General features: G+C 61.7%; 12 protein-coding genes and 4 pseudogenes. 7 read left to right on the top strand and 9 right to left on the bottom strand.

Features of this window, described 5'->3' with window-relative positions:
* Positions 1–31: 31 nt before the first annotated feature.
* The 5 genes from LMH93_RS08200 to dsbD form a co-directional block, all read right to left on the bottom strand.
* Entirely contained in the window at positions 32–733 is a 702-nt protein-coding gene (locus LMH93_RS08200; protein ID WP_230064989.1) for an ATP-binding cassette domain-containing protein, read from the bottom strand.
* Positions 733–1,470, bottom strand: a complete 738-nt coding sequence (locus LMH93_RS08205) for a hypothetical protein (RefSeq protein ID WP_230064990.1) — start codon at positions 1,468–1,470, stop codon at positions 733–735. The genes LMH93_RS08200 and LMH93_RS08205 overlap by 1 nt, the downstream gene beginning before the upstream one ends.
* An 827-nt stretch (positions 1,471–2,297) precedes the next feature.
* A complete protein-coding gene (gene dsbG / locus LMH93_RS08210) occupies positions 2,298–3,056 on the bottom strand; it encodes a thiol:disulfide interchange protein DsbG (RefSeq protein ID WP_230064991.1) in 759 nt (252 codons plus the stop codon).
* A 1-nt stretch (position 3,057) separates the two neighbouring features.
* Positions 3,058–3,894: a TlpA disulfide reductase family protein gene (locus tag LMH93_RS08215; RefSeq protein WP_230064992.1), complete on the bottom strand. Its 837-nt coding sequence runs from the start codon at positions 3,892–3,894 to the stop codon at positions 3,058–3,060.
* Positions 3,894–5,609, bottom strand: coding sequence for a protein-disulfide reductase DsbD (dsbD, locus tag LMH93_RS08220; protein ID WP_230064993.1), 1,716 nt, complete (start codon positions 5,607–5,609; stop codon positions 3,894–3,896). The genes LMH93_RS08215 and dsbD overlap by 1 nt, the downstream gene beginning before the upstream one ends.
* 690 nt (positions 5,610–6,299) lie before the next feature.
* Here dsbD and LMH93_RS08225 point away from each other — a divergent pair.
* From LMH93_RS08225 to LMH93_RS08245, 5 genes are read left to right on the top strand one after another with little or no spacing between them, the layout of a single operon-like run.
* Positions 6,300–9,131: a xanthine dehydrogenase family protein molybdopterin-binding subunit gene (locus LMH93_RS08225; RefSeq protein ID WP_014859280.1), complete on the top strand. Its 2,832-nt coding sequence runs from the start codon at positions 6,300–6,302 to the stop codon at positions 9,129–9,131.
* Entirely contained in the window at positions 9,124–9,660 is a 537-nt protein-coding gene (locus LMH93_RS08230) for a (2Fe-2S)-binding protein (RefSeq protein WP_003254265.1), read from the top strand. The genes LMH93_RS08225 and LMH93_RS08230 overlap by 8 nt, the downstream gene beginning before the upstream one ends.
* Positions 9,661–9,662: 2 nt before the next feature.
* Positions 9,663–10,874 (top strand): cytochrome c, encoded by a 1,212-nt coding sequence (locus LMH93_RS08235; RefSeq protein ID WP_230064994.1) that lies wholly within the window; start codon positions 9,663–9,665, stop codon positions 10,872–10,874.
* A gap of 3 nt (positions 10,875–10,877) precedes the next feature.
* A complete protein-coding gene (locus LMH93_RS08240) occupies positions 10,878–11,849 on the top strand; it encodes an XdhC family protein (protein ID WP_019750821.1) in 972 nt (323 codons plus the stop codon).
* Positions 11,846–12,412: a nucleotidyltransferase family protein gene (locus LMH93_RS08245; protein WP_230064995.1), complete on the top strand. Its 567-nt coding sequence runs from the start codon at positions 11,846–11,848 to the stop codon at positions 12,410–12,412. The genes LMH93_RS08240 and LMH93_RS08245 overlap by 4 nt, the downstream gene beginning before the upstream one ends.
* A 16-nt stretch (positions 12,413–12,428) precedes the next feature.
* On the opposite strand, the gene LMH93_RS08250 is transcribed toward LMH93_RS08245, so the two are convergent.
* The 4 genes and pseudogenes from LMH93_RS08250 to LMH93_RS08265 form a co-directional block, all read right to left on the bottom strand.
* On the bottom strand, positions 12,429–13,055 hold the full coding sequence (locus tag LMH93_RS08250) for a GAD-like domain-containing protein (RefSeq protein ID WP_230064996.1): 627 nt from the start codon (positions 13,053–13,055) through the stop codon (positions 12,429–12,431).
* A 22-nt stretch (positions 13,056–13,077) separates the two neighbouring features.
* Positions 13,078–13,695: a GAD-like domain-containing protein gene (locus tag LMH93_RS08255; protein WP_230064997.1), complete on the bottom strand. Its 618-nt coding sequence runs from the start codon at positions 13,693–13,695 to the stop codon at positions 13,078–13,080.
* Positions 13,696–13,713: 18 nt separating this feature from the next.
* Positions 13,714–13,836: pseudogene (locus LMH93_RS29835) on the bottom strand (polymorphic toxin type 15 domain-containing protein); the annotation flags it as partial.
* Positions 13,837–14,370: pseudogene (locus LMH93_RS08265) on the bottom strand (DUF6861 domain-containing protein); the annotation flags it as partial.
* Positions 14,371–14,495: 125 nt separating this feature from the next.
* Here LMH93_RS08265 and LMH93_RS08270 point away from each other — a divergent pair.
* Together LMH93_RS08270 and LMH93_RS08275 are read left to right on the top strand one after the other, a co-directional pair.
* Positions 14,496–14,729, top strand: a pseudogene (locus LMH93_RS08270) (winged helix-turn-helix domain-containing protein); the annotation flags it as partial.
* Positions 14,726–15,520: pseudogene (locus LMH93_RS08275) on the top strand (sensor histidine kinase N-terminal domain-containing protein); the annotation flags it as partial. The pseudogenes LMH93_RS08270 and LMH93_RS08275, both read left to right, overlap by 4 nt.
* Positions 15,521–15,538: the final 18 nt, after the last annotated feature.

Consider the following 15,538-nt stretch of genomic DNA (forward strand, 5'->3'; position numbering starts at 1 on the left):
GCTTGGCGCCCCCTCTCGATGGCCACGGTACTTAGACCGAAGCATTGATAAAGGCTTCATCCAGCGATTTGGCACGGTGGCGTTCCATGAACTGTCCACCACTGTCAAACGCTTCCAGTTGTTTGTTTGCGAGCATATAAAAGCGCTGGCAGTTTTTCGTGATTTCCTCTGTGTAATGAGAAGATATCAGCACGCTCGCACCTTCCGCGCACGCGCTTTTTATACCGAGCCATATATAATGTCGAAATTCAGGGTCTACGCCAGCCGTTGGCTCGTCAAGAATGATCAAGTCACTGTTTAAAAGCAGCAAGGTCAGCGTGAAGTAGCTGCGAATTTCACCGTAGCTGCAATTGGCGGCTTTTTTCTTGGCGATTTCTGCATATCGCTTGGACAGTGATGGGGACCATTTGGCTAGTTTCGAGAGAATCTCTGTGTGATCTGGGGAAGCGTTGGGGGTTAGGCTGGTGATAAGCTTGCCCGCTTCGTTCATACGCAGTAATGGGGGCGGTGTAAGGATTTGGGTCAAATAGGCCTGACGCCTGGATAAATTGGAAATGGCACCTTTTGTCGGCTTCTTTATTTTACAGATGAGGTCGAAAAGGGTTGTCTTTCCGGCTCCGTTGTTGCCCAGAATACCGACCAGTTCCCCCGCTTTTATAGTGAGTTCAATGTCGTTCAGCAGCGGGTTTCCGGTGTATCCGAAGTGAAGGTTGTTTATAGTTAAAATGTCCATCAGTATCGGCTCCATATGGGTTGAATTCTGAAATACCTTCCAGTCAGGTATGTCGAGGCTGCAGAGGCCGAAAGTGCAATCAGAAAACTGTTGAGAAGGGGCATTTCGCCATGGAAGATCTGCGCGCTTAAAAAGAGCGGGTTGATCAGCGTTAGCGCCTGCGAAGCATCGTGCCCCATTGTGGCGCCGTTGTATCCGGAGACCAGCATGAGAAATGACATGAGCGAAAAAAGGGTGCTGGCCGTGCTGAATTTTATCGGCAGCGCAGCGATCCCCAGGCCGATACAGGTGAACATGAGGTAACTGGTGTAAAAGCATGCCATCAGATAGAGGAATTCAGGGAGTGAGTAGTGACCTCGCAAGGGTTTGGTCAAGAGGTAAAATAGTGTGGCGTAAAGTGAGCTCAATAATAAATAGCTGAGTGTATGGGCCGTCAGGAATAGCTTGATTGCACCGTGTTGGTAGATGAAGGACCGCGTGAAGCCACTTTCCCTTCTGCCGATGAGGTAGAAGCTGAATCCAAAGAACGCGAGGGTGGCAGAGATGTATGAGTAGAACCAGGCGGCTGAAGCGGTATAGGTCGAGGCTGCATGCGTTGGCTGGGTGATGATGAAGAGTATGCAAGGGGCCAGCGCTGACCAAAGAAGCGATGTGGGCTCCCTCAAGTGCTCAGTGGTCAAGATTTTTGTGATTGTCGTGATTTTTTTTGCGCTGCGGATACAGTGGTTTGGATTCATGAGTAGACCATTTTGGTGTCATGGTTGCGTGTTATTTGATTTCGCAGTGAGTGTCGAAGCCAATGCCATGAGGCTAATGCCATATTGATTTTTCATGAGTGTCTCCTGGTTTTTGGCGTGGTCTGAAATGTATGGGTATGGAGGTTTAGGCGTTCGGCTGTTTCAAGTCAATCTTTCGGTGGGGATGGCGTGGTTGGACGTGATATTGGAGTGTTCGGTTTAAAGCTATTTTTGTGGGAAAATTCTTCAGAAGGGTCTTACTTAAAACTGATAATGTTTTTTGGGGTTTATTTTTTCTTCTAATTGTGTAAGAAATTTCTGTTTTTAATGCTCGAACGCTCTGTTGTGAGCGCCCGAGTGTTCTTTGTTGTGCGTGTGTGTGGGATTTGAGTAAGGGAAGCAAGCAGACGATGTTTAACGACAGGGGGTGCCGAATAATTGTTGCTAGATTTGTTGAGTGGCAGATTGAAATCTGCGCGGGGTAGATTTGCCGGGCCGGGAGATTTACTGCTTGCGAAAGAACGGCCTGCGTCCAATCACCAATGTGTCTCCACCCCCGATCAGCGTAGGAGCGGGTTTACCCGCGAATACAGTGGCGGCGGCAACGGTGAACGGCTGGTGGAAATTGGCCAGCAGGTCCGGCCCTTTCGCGGGTAAACCCGCTCCTACGCCCGACCGCGCAGGCCTTGCGATCACATGCCTGGCGCAAAATCCAGCCGTTAGCGCGAGCCCCGTAGGAGCGGGTTCACCCGCGAACACCGGCGTAGCCGGTGCCATGCCCCGCGTCACCTGCTTCGTAGCGCTCGATCTGTGCCCCACCACATGCACTAGCGCTTGCCCAGAATCTTCCCAAGCATCTCCGGCCGTGGTGCCCCTTGCTGGCTTTGCAGGTTGCCTTGCTCATCCTGATAGAAAATGGCCGGGGTCGCCTGCAACCCCATCTCTTCCATCAACGCCATGTTCGCCGCCAGCTTCTGTTGCACAGCCTCTGGCACCTGTTCCAGCGCCTTCAGGGTGCTGGCCTTGCCGGCCTTCTCGTGCTGTTGCAGTGCCTTGGACGGGTCTTTCGCCGCCAGCAGCGCCGCCGACTTGCCCGGGCTGTCCTCACGGATGATGCCGACCATGATATGGCGCAACTGCACCTTGCCCGACTCTACCCACGGCCGCGCCTGTTCCCAGAACATGTTGCAGTACGGACAGTTCGGGTCGCTGAACAGGTACACCTTGCGCGGCGCGTCGGCCTTGCCGTCGGCGATCCACGCGGTCTTTTCCATTTTCGCCCAGATTTCCTTGCTCATCGGCGCGTATACCAGCTTTTGCAGCGGCTCGGCGCTCAGGTACTTGCCCTGCTCGTCGAACAGGCTGCCGACCAGCACGTGCTTGCCGTCGGGGGTCAGGTACAGGGCCAGGGCGTTGTTCTGGTACTCGGCGGCATAACCGCGCAGGCCGTTGGGCGCATCGAAGCTGCCCTTGATCACGGCCCCTTTGGCTTGCAGTTGCTGAACCGCCTTGGGCAGTTCTTCGGCCTGCAGGGCAGGGGCGGCCAGCAGGGCCAGGGACAGGGGCAGCAGTGCAGTCAATCGCATGTCAGTTTCCTTGTGCGGCAGGGGCGGGCGCAAGGGCCCGGTCGAAAGGTTCCAGGGCGTGGCGCAGGCTGGCCCGGGACAGCTCGCCCAGGTGGCTGCCAACCAGCCGCCCGTTGGCGTCGTAGAACAGGGTGGTGGGCAAGGCCATGGAGCCGACGCGCTGGGCCAGCAGGCCGGTGCCGTCGAACAGCACGTGGGTCAGGCTCAGGCCGGTGGTGGCGAGGAAGGTGCTGACGTTTTCCGGGGTTTCGCCCTGGTTGACGAACAGGAAGGTCACGTGCGGGTAATCGCTTTGTGCCTGTTGCAGCACGGGCATCTCACGCCGACACGGTGGGCACCAGGTGGCCCAGATGTTGATGACCAGCGGCTTGCCGCGGTAGCTGTGCAATGCCACGGCCTGGCCGCCGGCGTTGCGCAGGCTCAGGTCGGGCAACTCGGTGCCTTTGCTGTACAGGTGGCCGCCGAGGCTGGCCAGACCCCAGAACAGTGCGCCGCTGAACAGCGCCCAGCCTAGCGGGCGGCGCAGGCCGGGGTGGCGCCAGCCCTGCCACAGGGCTCCGAGCACGATGCCGGCAAGGCCCGACCAGAACAGGAAGCCGCCATCGCGAATGTCGATGATTTGCAGCGGGTCGTCCCGGTACATCGGCCAGTAGGCCAGCACGAAGCCGGCGCGGGCACACAGCAGGCCGATCAGGAACAGGTTGAACAGCGCCGATTCCGGGCTCTCGCCGCCACGTCGGGCGACCCACCAGCCGACCACGCTGGCGATCACCAGGGCGGTGAGCATCAGCAGATGGTTGAGGGCCATGGTCAGTGGCCCGAGTGTTACGGTCAGCATCAGCCTTGGCTCCTGGTCTGGCCCCAGTGTTGCTGGAACGCTGCTGCGTCCACCTCACCGGTGATGCGCCGCGCGCGGCGTTCTTCACCTTCCGGGCCGATCCAGATGATGCTGGGCGGGCCGGGTACCTGGTAGCGCTGCAGCAGGGCTTTGCTGGCCGGGCTGTCGGCGGTCACGTCCAGGCGCAGCAGGTGCACGCCGGCCAGGCCGGTCTGCACGTCGCTGCGGGCGAACACCTGTTTTTCCATGACTTTGCACGACACACACCAGTCGGCATAGTAGTCGAGCATCACCCACTGGCCGCGGGCCTTGGCCGCGTCCAGCTCACGTTGCAGGTCCTCGGGGCGGCTGACGGTGACGAAGCTGTCCTCGGCATGCTGGCCAGCGGCCGCTGTGCTGCCACCCCCGGCGAACGGGCGTAGTGGCTGCCAGAGGTCGTCGCCGCCTGCTGCCGCACCGACCAGCAACAGGCCGCCCCACAGCGCGCCCAACAGCGGTACGGCGCGCAACGCCGGCAGCCGCTGCAGGGCTGGCCAGGCAGCCCAGGCCAAGGCGATCAGCCAGGCGCCGCTCAGTGCCAGCAGCAAGGTAGCAGGCAGTAGGCTGCGCACGGTGTACAGCGCCATGGCCAGGAACACGAAACCGAACACCCCCTTGACCCGGTTCATCCACGCACCCGGGCGCGGCAGATAACGGTTGCCCAGGGTTACCAGCAACAGCAGCGGCACGCCCATGCCTAGGCCGAGGCTGAACAGCACCAGCGCGCCTTGCAGCACGTCGCCGCTCTGCGCGATGTACAGCAGCGCACCGGCCAACGGCGCAGTCATGCACGGGCCGAGTAACAGGCCGGACAACGCCCCGAGCAATGCCGCGCCATACAGGTTGCCGCCACGGGTACCTTGCCCGGCGCGGTCCAGGCGGTCGCGCAGGGCGGCAGGCAGTTGCAGTTCGAAGGCGCCGAACATCGGCAGTGCCAGCAGCACGAACAGCCCCGCCAGGCTGCCCAGCAGCCAGGGTTGCTGCAGCCAGGCCTGCAGGCTGGCACCCAGCAGGGCAGCAACCACCCCGAGCCCGGCGTACACCAGGGCCATGCTCAGCACATAGACCCCGGCCAGCAGCCAGCCGCGCCGGGCGCTGGCGCCATTGCCCAGCACCAGCCCGGCCAGGATCGGCAGCATCGGCAGCGAGCAGGGGGTAAACGCCAGCAGCAGGCCAAGGCCGAAGAACGCCAGCAGGCTCCAGGCCAGGTGGCCTTGTTGCAGGCCGCTGGCCAGGGCCTGGTCGCTGGCTTGCTCGGCGGCCGGCGTTACGCTGCCACCCAAGTCGATCGAGGTGGTTTGCGGCGGGTAGCACAGGCCGGCGTCGGCGCAGCCCTGCCAGCCCAGGCGCAACTGACCCTGGGCGTTGGCAGGCAATAGCAGTTCAAGCTGGTCGCGGTACACCGCGCTGTCGCCGAAGAACTCGTCGTGATGGTTGAGTGCCGGTGGCAGTTGCGGGTGCTGCTCGGTGGGCAGGCCATCGAACTTCAGGCGCTTCTGGTACAGGTAGTAGCCCGGCTTGATCTGGAAGTACAGGCGCATCTGGCCGTCGGCCTGGCGGTCGTGGGTGAGCACGAAGGCTTGGTCAACCGGCAGGAAGTCTGGTTTCACATCGAACGGGTTGGCTTGCAACGGGCCGGCCAGTAGGAGTGTGAGGAAGAGCAGGAGAACGCGCATGTCTTCGCCTTGGCAGATCTGGGAATGGGGCCATGCTGGCTGGGGTTGATTAAATGAAGGTTAACGCGGGTGTTGGGGGTGGGGTGGTCAGGAGTAGTAAGAGTTTGGTTCTGGATTTGCAGGGTCTTCGTTGTTGGATTTTCGAGGGGGCGGCGTTGGAATTTTGAGGTGTTTGCCGGGAGAGTTTCAGCGCCTGTGAGATCGAGCGCCGCCCGCGCGGCGCTTCGCGGGTAAACCCGCTCCTACGTTTGTTTCGGGCCAATTATTCCTGTGGGATTTGCGCGCGACCGCCTTGGCGCATGTCTCGATATCGCGTCGTACAAACAAGGCGGTCGCGCGCGACTGGTGCAGGAGGGACTGGCCCGAAACAAACGTAGGAGCGGGTTTACCCGCGAAGCGCCGCGCGGGCGGCGCTCGATCTCACAGGCGCTGAAACTCTCGCGGCGAACACCTACCAGGCGCTGAAACTCTCGCGGCGAACACCTACCAGGCGCTGAAAATCTCCCGCCAAACACCTACCCGCCAAAGCGCGAATTCCGCCTCTTGCCCTATACACACCGCGACACATTGTCGGCTTGACTTTGCCTATATCCACCCAATTGCTGTAAAGTTGACGCCAAGGTCAGCTTTTATCAAGCCAGGCCAAGAATCAAAAGAAAGGGCAGGCCCCAACTGCCCAGAGGATCAAGCATGTCCAACCGTGATATTTCCCGGCGCGCCTTCCTGCAAGGCGGCCTGATCGCTGGTGTCGGCGTGACCATGGCGCCACTTGGCAGCCAGGCCTTCGCCGCGTTGATGGAGGAGCGCGTTACCACTTCGCCGCAGAAGTGGATGAACCACGACGGCAAGGCGCGTTTCCGTAACGATGCCTTGTCCAAGGTCTGCGGCGACAAAGTGTTCGCCCGCGACATCCGCGCCAAGGACATGCCCGGGTGGCCCGCGCAGCAGGGCCATGCGCTGCTGCTCAAGGCCACCACGGTTGATCGTATCTATGCCGGGCATGACCTCAGCCTGCTCGGCACCGACCTGCAGCCGGACCGCATCGTCACCGCCGCCGACCTCGAACAGGACGGCATTGCCTGGCCCGAGGCCCATTCGCCCGACCCGCTGCTGCCGCCCGGCAAGGTGCCGATGTTCATCGGCCACCCGGTGGCGATCCTGATCTGGCACGACTTCGAGCGCTTCCGCCAGGCCAAGCGCAAGCTGCAGTTCAATCAGCAGGCGATCCGCTACGGTGCCCAGGCGCCGCTGTACCAGCGCGACCCTTATGGCAGCTTCCGCTTCGTGCGGGTGGGTGGCGCCACGCCGTTCGACGACGATGAGTTCTCCAGCCTGAAGAACGCCATGCTGTTCCCCACCATTCTCAACCGCAAGCCGGTGTGGTCGAAGCAGCCCAACCAGCACGGCGACCTGACCGAGCAGGGGTTGTTCTACGCCAAGCGCATGGCCGAGCAGCTGGACAACCCGCCCGAGGACTGGCTGGTGTTCGACGAGCGCTACAAGACGCCGTCCATCGAACCTGCCGCGCTGGAGCCGGACAACGGTAACGGCTGGTATGACCCGGCCACGGGCACGCTGCACTTCGTGGTCGCCACTCAGTGCCCGTTCGAAGTGGCGCAGGAATGCGTGCACATGATCAAGCCGTCGCGCTTTGCCCTGAACACGCTGAACATGCACCCGGGCTATACCGTGGGCTATGGCTCAAAAGACAACAACATCTTCGTCTTCTATGCCGCGGTGGCTGCGCTTTACGGCGCCGGCGTGCCGATCCGCCTGGCCAACGACCGCTACGAGCAGTTCCAGAGCGGTATCAAGCGCCATGCCTTCGATATCCGCTACCAGCTGGCGGTGGACAAGAAGGACAACAGCTTCAAGATCTTCCGCGCCGACATGAGCTGCGACGGCGGCGGGCGCATCAACTACAGCCCGTCGGTGGCAGCCGTGGGCGCCACGGCAGCGCAGTCGATCTACTACATGCCACAGAACGACCTGTCGGTGACCGCCTACTATTCCCGTGGCGTCGAGGCCGGCTCCATGCGCGGTTACGGCACCCTGCAGAGCATGGCGGCCACCGAGATGATGGTGGATGAGATCGCCGGCCGCCTGGGCGTCGATGCCATCGACCTGCGCCGCGCCAACGCGCTGAAGTCGGGCATGAAGAACACCCAGGGTGCGGTCCCGGCCGGCGCCCTGCGCCTGTACGAGATCCTCGACAAGGCCGCTGTGCACGAGTGGTGGCGCAACCGCGATGCACGCAAGCAACAGATGGACGCCAAGGACCCGGACCACTGGTACGGCGTCGGCTTCGCCATCTGCCAGAAGGACTTCGGTACAGGTTCCGAGGCGCCGATGGCCAGTGTCGAGTTCAGCGCCGATGGCCGCATCAGCCTGCGCCATATCGGCACCGAGCTGGGCACCGGCATGTCCACCTCCCAGGCTTTGGTGGTCAGCGATTTCCTCGGCCGTTCGGCCGACGAGGTGAAGACTGCAGTCACCGAATGGCCAGAGCTGCAATTGAGCACCAGCGGAAACCCGTACCTGATCAGCCAGCCGGAGCAGGACGCCGCGCTGCGCAACCCGCGCTGGGTCGGCAAGCTGGCGTCGCCATCGTCGGCGACCAACTCGGCGTTCTACTTCAGCCATGCCACCCGCGAAGCGGCGCGTGTGCTGTTCAATCATGGGTTGTGGCCGGCGGCCATGGCGATCTGGAGCCAGGGCCCGCACGGCGGCCAGGCCAACCCGTTGGTGGTGCGCCGTGAAAATGCGGTGTGGGTCAACGGTGAGCTGACCGGCAACGGCCTGGCGCCGATTCCGTTTGCCCAGCTGGCGCAGAAGGCCCACGACATGGGGCTGGTTACCGGCGTGAGCGTGCACGGCTTCAACCGCTGGAGCTGGGCCGAGGCCGACTTTGTCATTGATGGCGTGCGCGAGCGCTTCCCGCTCGATGCCATGGCGGTGAAGTACGGCGATGGTGCGGTGAATGCCAAGAAGGCGCAGATGGGCAGCCATGGCTATCACCTGCTCGACCGGCAGAATGCGGCCTACCCCGACACCCAGCTGAACAACGCCATGGTCACCTACTACAGCCCGGTGGCGACCATCGTCGAGGTCAAGGTCAACAAAGGCACCTTGGAGACGCAGGTGCTCAACCACCACAGTTGGGTCGAGTGTGGCCGGGTGCTGGTGCCGGAACTGGTCAAGGGCCAGCTCGAAGGCGGTATCGCCATGGGCATTGGCCATGCACTGACCGAAGAAATGCCGTTGTACGAGGGTGGGCCCGGGGAGGGCGACTGGAACTTCAACCGCTACCGCCTGCCGCATGCGCGCGATGTGGCGGTGTGGCAGCAGACCAGCGAAATCCTCCCGCCGCTGTCACCGACCGACCCCTCCAAGGGCATCGCCGAAGTGGTGATGATCCCGGTCGTCGGTGCCATCGGCAATGCCGTCGCGCATGCCATCGGCAAGCGCGTGCGCGATCTCCCCATCACCCCAGCCCGTATCAAGGAGGCCCTCAATGGCTAACCGTCCACTGCAACTGACGCTCAACGGTCAACCGGTCGGGCCGGTCGAGGTCCCCGCGGACCTGGCGATGATCGACTACCTGCACGAACACCAGAACCTCACCGGCTCGCGCCTGGGTTGCGGCCAGGGCATCTGCCACGCCTGCGTGGTGATCGTCGACAACCCCGACGGCACCAGCGAAGAAGTGCGCACCTGCATCACCGGTGCGCATTACTTCGAAGGCAAGAAGGTTCGCACCATCGAAGGCCATGCCAAAAAAGACGAGGCCGGCAACCTGACGCTCAACCCAATCCAGCAGAAGTTCGTCGACCTGTTCGCCTTCCAGTGCAGCTACTGCGCACCAGGCTTCGTCAACGCCGCTACCGTGCTGGTGGAAACGGCCCAGCGCCAGCCGTTGAAGAAGAGCGAAGTGGAAGACCGCATCGAGGCCAGCCTCGGTCACCACATCTGCCGCTGCACAGGCTACGTGCGTTACTACGATGCCACCCGCAAGGTGCTCAACGATCTCGGCCTGGTCAAGGAGGGTTGAACATGGGCTTCGTACGTAGCGCCTCGGCATTGGCCCTCGGGCTGGCGGTCAGTTCGTTTGCCTTGGCGGCCGACGATGCGCAGGTCAAGCGCGGTGAATACCTGGCCCGCGCGGCCGACTGCATGGCCTGCCATACCGCCGAAGGCGGCGCGCCGTATGCGGGCGGCCTGCCGATTCATTCGCCGTTCGGCACCATTTATGGCAGCAATATCACCCCGGACAAACAGTACGGCATCGGCAACTACAGCGCCGACGAGTTCTTCGCCGCAGTCACCGAGGGCAAGCGCAAGGATGGCGCCAACCTTTATCCTGCGATGCCTTACACCTCGTACCACCTGATCAAGCGTGAAGACTCAGACGCGATCCTCGCCTACCTGATGACCATACCGCCGATCAACCGCCCGGCACCGCAGACCGCGTTGCGCTTCCCGTTCAATGTGCGCATGGGGCTCAGCGGCTGGAACATGCTGTATGGCAAGAGCGTGCAACTGCAGCCGACCGAGGGTAACAGCCCGGCCTGGCAGCGCGGCCAGTACATGGTCGAGGTCATGGGCCATTGTGGCGAATGCCATACCCCGCGCAACCCGATCGGTGCGCTGCAGCAGGACCAGCGCCTGAGCGGCGGCCTGCTGGGTGGCTACCTGGCGCCAAGCCTGCTGGCCCAGGACCTGGCCGAGCGCGGCTGGACCCAGCCGGACCTGACCACCTTCCTCAAGCACGGCATCAGCGCCCAAGGCAGCATGTTCAACGAGATGTTCCCGGTGGTGCACCACAGCACCCAGCACCTTGAAGATGCAGACCTTGCGGCCATGGCCACCTACCTGCTGGGCGACCAGCCGCCGCCGGCCAAGGCTATCGAGGCCGTTGCCCTGGAGCAGATGAGCGACAGTGCCAAGCGGGGCCACCAGCAGTACCTGAACGTCTGCGCCGGCTGCCATGGTGTCGACGGCGAGGGCAAGCCGCACATCGCCGTGGCCATGCGCGGCAACACCGTGCTGCGCCAGGCCGACTCGCGCAATCTGGTCAAGGTGGTCCTCGAGGGCATCCGTGAACAGCAGTTCACCGGCTTCGAGCGCATGCAGCCGATGCCGGGCTTTGCCGACAAGCTTGATGACCAACAGGTGACGGATATGGTCAACTACCTGCGCCAGGCCTGGGGTGGATTGCCCGGCGACCTGAACGTACAGCAGCTCGCCGAGCTGAAGGCGGAGTAAAGCGTGCAGCATCTCGATCTCCAGGTGGTCCGTCAGGCTTTGCAGTGGTCCTGCAACGGCCAGCGGGTATGGTTGTGCACGGTGCTCGCCACCTACGGCTCGGCGCCGCGTGCGCCGGGTTCGCTGCTGGCGGTCAACGCCAGCGGCCAGTGGCTGGGCTCGCTGTCCGGTGGCTGTGTCGAAGACGACTTTCTCGAACGCGTGGCCCTCGGGGAATTCCCGGAGCCGGTTGCCATCGTGCGTTATGGCGACGGCAGCGACCCGCGTTCGCGCGTTCGCCTGCCGTGTGGCGGTGTGCTGGAAGTGCTGGTGGAGAACCTGCCGGTTGAATGCGAGGTGCAGGCGCATCTGCGTGAGTTGGAACGTGCGCTGCTGGGCCAGCGCCGGGTACTGCGTGAGGTGAGCCTGCCAACGGGTACCCGCCAGCTGCTCGATGACCATAGTCAGGGGCCACGGGTCGAACGGGAAAATGCCCGGGTGCGCTTGCGTGTCGGCGCCGCCCAGCGGCTGCTGCTGGCCGGCTATTCCAGCGTGGCGCATTTTTGCGCCGAATTCGGCAGGGGGCTGGGTTTTGAGGTCATCCTTTGCGAGCCGCGTGACGAAGTACTCGACGGCGTAGTGCTGAATGGCATAGAGGTGCGCCGCGAGCTGCCGTCGGAATTCATCGCCAATGGCGGTTGCCATGCCGATACGGCAGTGGTGGCATTGACCCATGATCCAAAAATCGATGACTTGGCCATGCTTGAAGCCGTGCGGACCGAAGCGTTCTACATCGGCGTGATGGGCTCCAAGGCCACCTCCGACAAGCGTCGCGAACGCTTGCAGCGAATTGGTGGCCTGGGTTGCGACGAGCTGGCGCGCATCCATGCGCCGATTGGCCTGAACTTGGGCAGCAAGACCCCGGCCGAGATCGCCCTGGCGGTACTGGCCGATATCCTTCGTGCGCGCAATGGCATCGAGCGGGCGGCGCTGTGAGCGTGGTTGCCTTGGTATTGGCGGCAGGCAGCAGTGTGCGTTTTGGCTCTGACAAGCGCCGCTCGCTGCTGGCTGACGGTCGAAGCTTGCTGGTGCACAGCGTAGAGAGCGCCTGCGCAGTGTTCGATGATGTGCGGGTGGTGTTGCGTGAGGGGGAGCGAGGTGTGGACCTGGGGTTGCCAGCGCGGTGCAGGGTAATCTCCAGTCCGGATTTCACATTGGGCATGGGCCATAGCCTGGCGGCCGGGGCCGCTTCGCTGGCTGACAGCGAGGCGCAGGCAGTAGCGATTCTGTTGGGTGATATGCCCTGGGTGGCGTCCGCGACCCTGGATTTGCTTGCACGCGAGGCCAGTGGGTCAACGATAGTCCTGCCTTGTCATGCTGGACGACAGGGCCATCCGGTGCTGTTCGGGCGTGATTTCTGGCCGGCGCTTGCCCGGCTGAAGGGTGATGAAGGGGCGCGTTCGGTGCTGAAGGCCCATGCGGACCGTTGCGTCCGGCTGGATGTCGAGGATGCCGGCGTGCTGCAGGATGTCGATAGGCCGGACGCGGTGCGCCCTTGAATGCGTTCGTCAAAGACTATTCATCTTCTTCGCCAGTGAGTTCATAGGGTTCGAGTTCGCCCAGTTGGGAAAGCAGCACCAGATGCTCCACTGCCTTCAGCTTTTCAAGACGCTCAAGGCTGTCTGGGCCTCCCAGCATCAAGGCGGGGACAAAGCCATACATTTCGTCTGAGCCCAGGGTGCCGAGCCGTTCCCTGGCAGGTTCGAACAGGTCGTCGAAGTAGACGCACTCGGTCATCAGCCACATGAGCAAACCGTGGATCCTGCTGTCCCGTTCTTCGTCGCCTGAGCTGTGAGCGCCATCGAGGTAACGGGAATGGTAGGCCGCAATGGTCAGCACCGAACCGGTTTTCTCACCCCATAGGTACAGGTCGCCAAAAGCGCTGCGGGCGATGAGGTGATAAGTGTCGCATGCTTCGAAGTGCGTACCTGCCAACCAAGAGGCCACTACACCCTGGTATTCCTGAGGATTTACAAGCCAGAACAAGCCGCCGCCGTAGCCGCACCAGCCGTGGTCTTGCCAGTATTCAAGGAGGCGATTGGGGAGTTTGCCTTGGTAATGATCGACAGCGGCAGGTGGTACGGGTTGCTGGCCGATGGGTTCGCCGAAGGTTTCCAGGAAAATGCTGAAGATGACATCCATTCGTTTAGGTCCTTTTGTGTGCTCAGAAGTCAGAGAAGCTGTAGGGTTCGAGTTCGGTGATTTGAGACAGCAAAATCAAATGCTCTATTGCTTTAAGTTTTTCCAGGTTTTTGAGGTCGGGGCGCCCTCCCAGCATCAATGCAGGAACAAATGCATATATCTCATCTTCTTTCAAGATGCCCAGCTTTTTCTTCGCGGGCTCAAAAAGGCTTTCAAAGTCGTTGTGTTCTTTTTTTCTTGATAGAAAGAAGCTTTGGACCTCTCTGGTTGCTTCAGTTTCAGTGAGTGTGCAGTTTTCACCTGTGTAACGGGACAGAAGACTTGTGATTTTTACTGAAAAGCCACTGTTCTCTCCCCAAAGATACAGGTCGCCGAAAGCGCTTCTGGCAATCAAGTGGTAAGTGTCCCGGTTTTCAAGGAGGGTGCCCTCGGTCCAGGATGAGACAACGCCCTCATACTCCTGTGGATTAACCAGCCAGAATATACCTTCGCCAAAACCACACCATCCATGCTCTTTCCAGTATGCAAGTAACAACGCTGGAAGTTTTCCGTTATAGCGATCAATGCTGGAGGGGGGCACCTCTCGACGCGAAAAAGGCGCGCCTATATTGTCAAGGAATATGGAGAATACCTCATCCATTTGCGGTGCCTCTTATCGTTAGCACTTATGAAGTCTTACATTCATGTAAGTCGAGTGGGTGCCGAATTTCGGCGATTTTTCCGCAGCCTCTTTTATGCTGGCTAGTCTGTTTCGCCATTGAGCACCAATGCTGGAGTTGACCCAGAACGGGCCGGTGCCTTCATTGCCGCAGGTGCCTTCCCAGGCGAAGCGGATGCCATCGACGTAGTACTCGCCGATACGCGGCAAGCCCTCGACGAAGAACTCGGCAATGGAAGCCAGCCCCAGCGCACCGAGGATCCAGCCGCTGACCTTGAGGCCTATGGCCGCGCCCGCGCCGGCAAACGGAATGGTTCCGGCGCCGCCAGTGAATGCGCCAACCCCCGCTCCAAGCAGGCCGCCGGTAACGGTGCTGCCGATGACGATCATCGCCATCTGCTGCACAACCCTCAGCAGTTCGTCGACGATGCTGTTGATGTCGAGGTCGGCGAAGCGCTGGCGTAGCATGTTCGCCGCCTGCCATTCAGCCTGGTAGAAGGCTGTGCGGACAGCTTCGATCCGGCGCAGGTTGAGGCCCAGTGAGGCGACCTTTTCATTGAGGCTGGTGCGGAACTGGCCACCGCTTGGGTAGCCCACCATGGCGATGACACGGGACTCGATCTCGTGCCACGAGGGCACGAGGTAATCCAGGTACATGAGGTGTCTCCCTGACAACGTGTGCAGGGGGAAATCCCATCATGGATTCGGATCAGAGGTTTCTGGGTCAGTTGTAGGAAAAGGCGACTTCGTTTCTGTTGTGTTCGAGAAGCTCGGGAATTGGGTCCCGCCGTGAGCAGGCCCTGCTCCAGGCGCTGCTGCAGACCCCTGGGCGAGTGCTGTCCAGCGAGCAACTGAAAGACTGCGTGTATGGTTTCAGCGACGAAGTCGAGAGCAACGCCCTGAACGTGCACATCCACCACCTGCGGCGCAAGCTGGGTAACGGCATTGTCGAGACCGTGCGTGGCCTTGGCTACCGGCTGGGCCCGGCGCAGGCACCGCAAGAGGCCGCATCATGAGCCTGCGGGTACGCCTGAGCCTGATCCTCGGCAGTGCCTTCGTGATCATCTGGGCGCTGGCCGCGGCGTGGATGCTGCGTGACCTGCGCCAGCAGATGATGTTTTCCCTCGACCAGCGCCTGGTGGCGTCGGCGCGTATGGTCGCCGGGCTGATCGACCAACTGCCGCAGCCGCTGACCGCCAAGGGCGGGGAGGCGCATTTTTCTGCCGACCAGTTCAGCGTACCGGATGGCATGGCCTGCCAGGTCAGCTCGCTGCGTGGCGAGATCCTCGCCAGCAACCACAAGCACGATGGCGCCATGGACGACGAGCGTAGCGGGTTCCGTGACCAGACCATCGACGATGCGCTTTGGCGCACCTTTACCTACAAGCACGGCGACGTGCGCATCACCACGGCTGACCGGCACATGGAGCGCGAGGCGCTGAACCAGTCGATTCTGCTGGCGGCATCGGTGCCGGTACTGATGGCCCAGCTCGGCAGCCTGGGGCTGTTGTGGATCGGCCTTGGCAAGGGCCTGGAGCCGCTCAACCGCATGCGTGATGCCTTGCGCCGCAGGCGCGCGGACAGTGTCGAACCGCTGCAGGTGGCGGGCATGCCCAGCGAGTTGCAGCCGTTGCTGGAAACCCAGAACCAGCTGTTCCGGCGCATTGCCCGGACCCTCGAGCGTGAGCGGCGCCTGACCGACGATGCCGCGCATGAACTGCGCAGCCCGCTGACCGCGATCAAGACCCACCTGCAGGTGGCACGCATGACCGACGGCGCGGTGCGCGAGCAAGCGCTGGAGCATGCAGGATTGGCCAGGCTGGCA

The sequence above is a fragment of the Pseudomonas sp. CIP-10 genome (genome assembly GCF_020911845.1).
In the GTDB taxonomy this organism is placed as follows: Bacteria; Pseudomonadota; Gammaproteobacteria; order Pseudomonadales; family Pseudomonadaceae; genus Aquipseudomonas; species Aquipseudomonas alloputida.

Bases quoted from the DNA above. Each gene is read 5' to 3' on its own strand.
- LMH93_RS08235 (WP_230064994.1), top strand. From the start codon at position 9,663: ATGGGCTTCGTACGTAGCGCCTCGGCATTGGCCCTCGGGCTGGCGGTC.
- LMH93_RS08255 (WP_230064997.1), bottom strand. From the start codon at position 13,695: ATGGATGAGGTATTCTCCATATTCCTTGACAATATAGGCGCGCCTTTT.
- LMH93_RS08205 (WP_230064990.1), bottom strand. From the start codon at position 1,470: ATGAATCCAAACCACTGTATCCGCAGCGCAAAAAAAATCACGACAATC.
- dsbG (WP_230064991.1), bottom strand. From the start codon at position 3,056: ATGCGATTGACTGCACTGCTGCCCCTGTCCCTGGCCCTGCTGGCCGCC.
- LMH93_RS08215 (WP_230064992.1), bottom strand. From the start codon at position 3,894: ATGCTGACCGTAACACTCGGGCCACTGACCATGGCCCTCAACCATCTG.
- LMH93_RS08225 (WP_014859280.1), top strand. From the start codon at position 6,300: ATGTCCAACCGTGATATTTCCCGGCGCGCCTTCCTGCAAGGCGGCCTG.
- LMH93_RS08250 (WP_230064996.1), bottom strand. From the start codon at position 13,055: ATGGATGTCATCTTCAGCATTTTCCTGGAAACCTTCGGCGAACCCATC.
- LMH93_RS08230 (WP_003254265.1), top strand. From the start codon at position 9,124: ATGGCTAACCGTCCACTGCAACTGACGCTCAACGGTCAACCGGTCGGG.
- dsbD (WP_230064993.1), bottom strand. From the start codon at position 5,609: ATGCGCGTTCTCCTGCTCTTCCTCACACTCCTACTGGCCGGCCCGTTG.
- LMH93_RS08200 (WP_230064989.1), bottom strand. From the start codon at position 733: ATGGACATTTTAACTATAAACAACCTTCACTTCGGATACACCGGAAAC.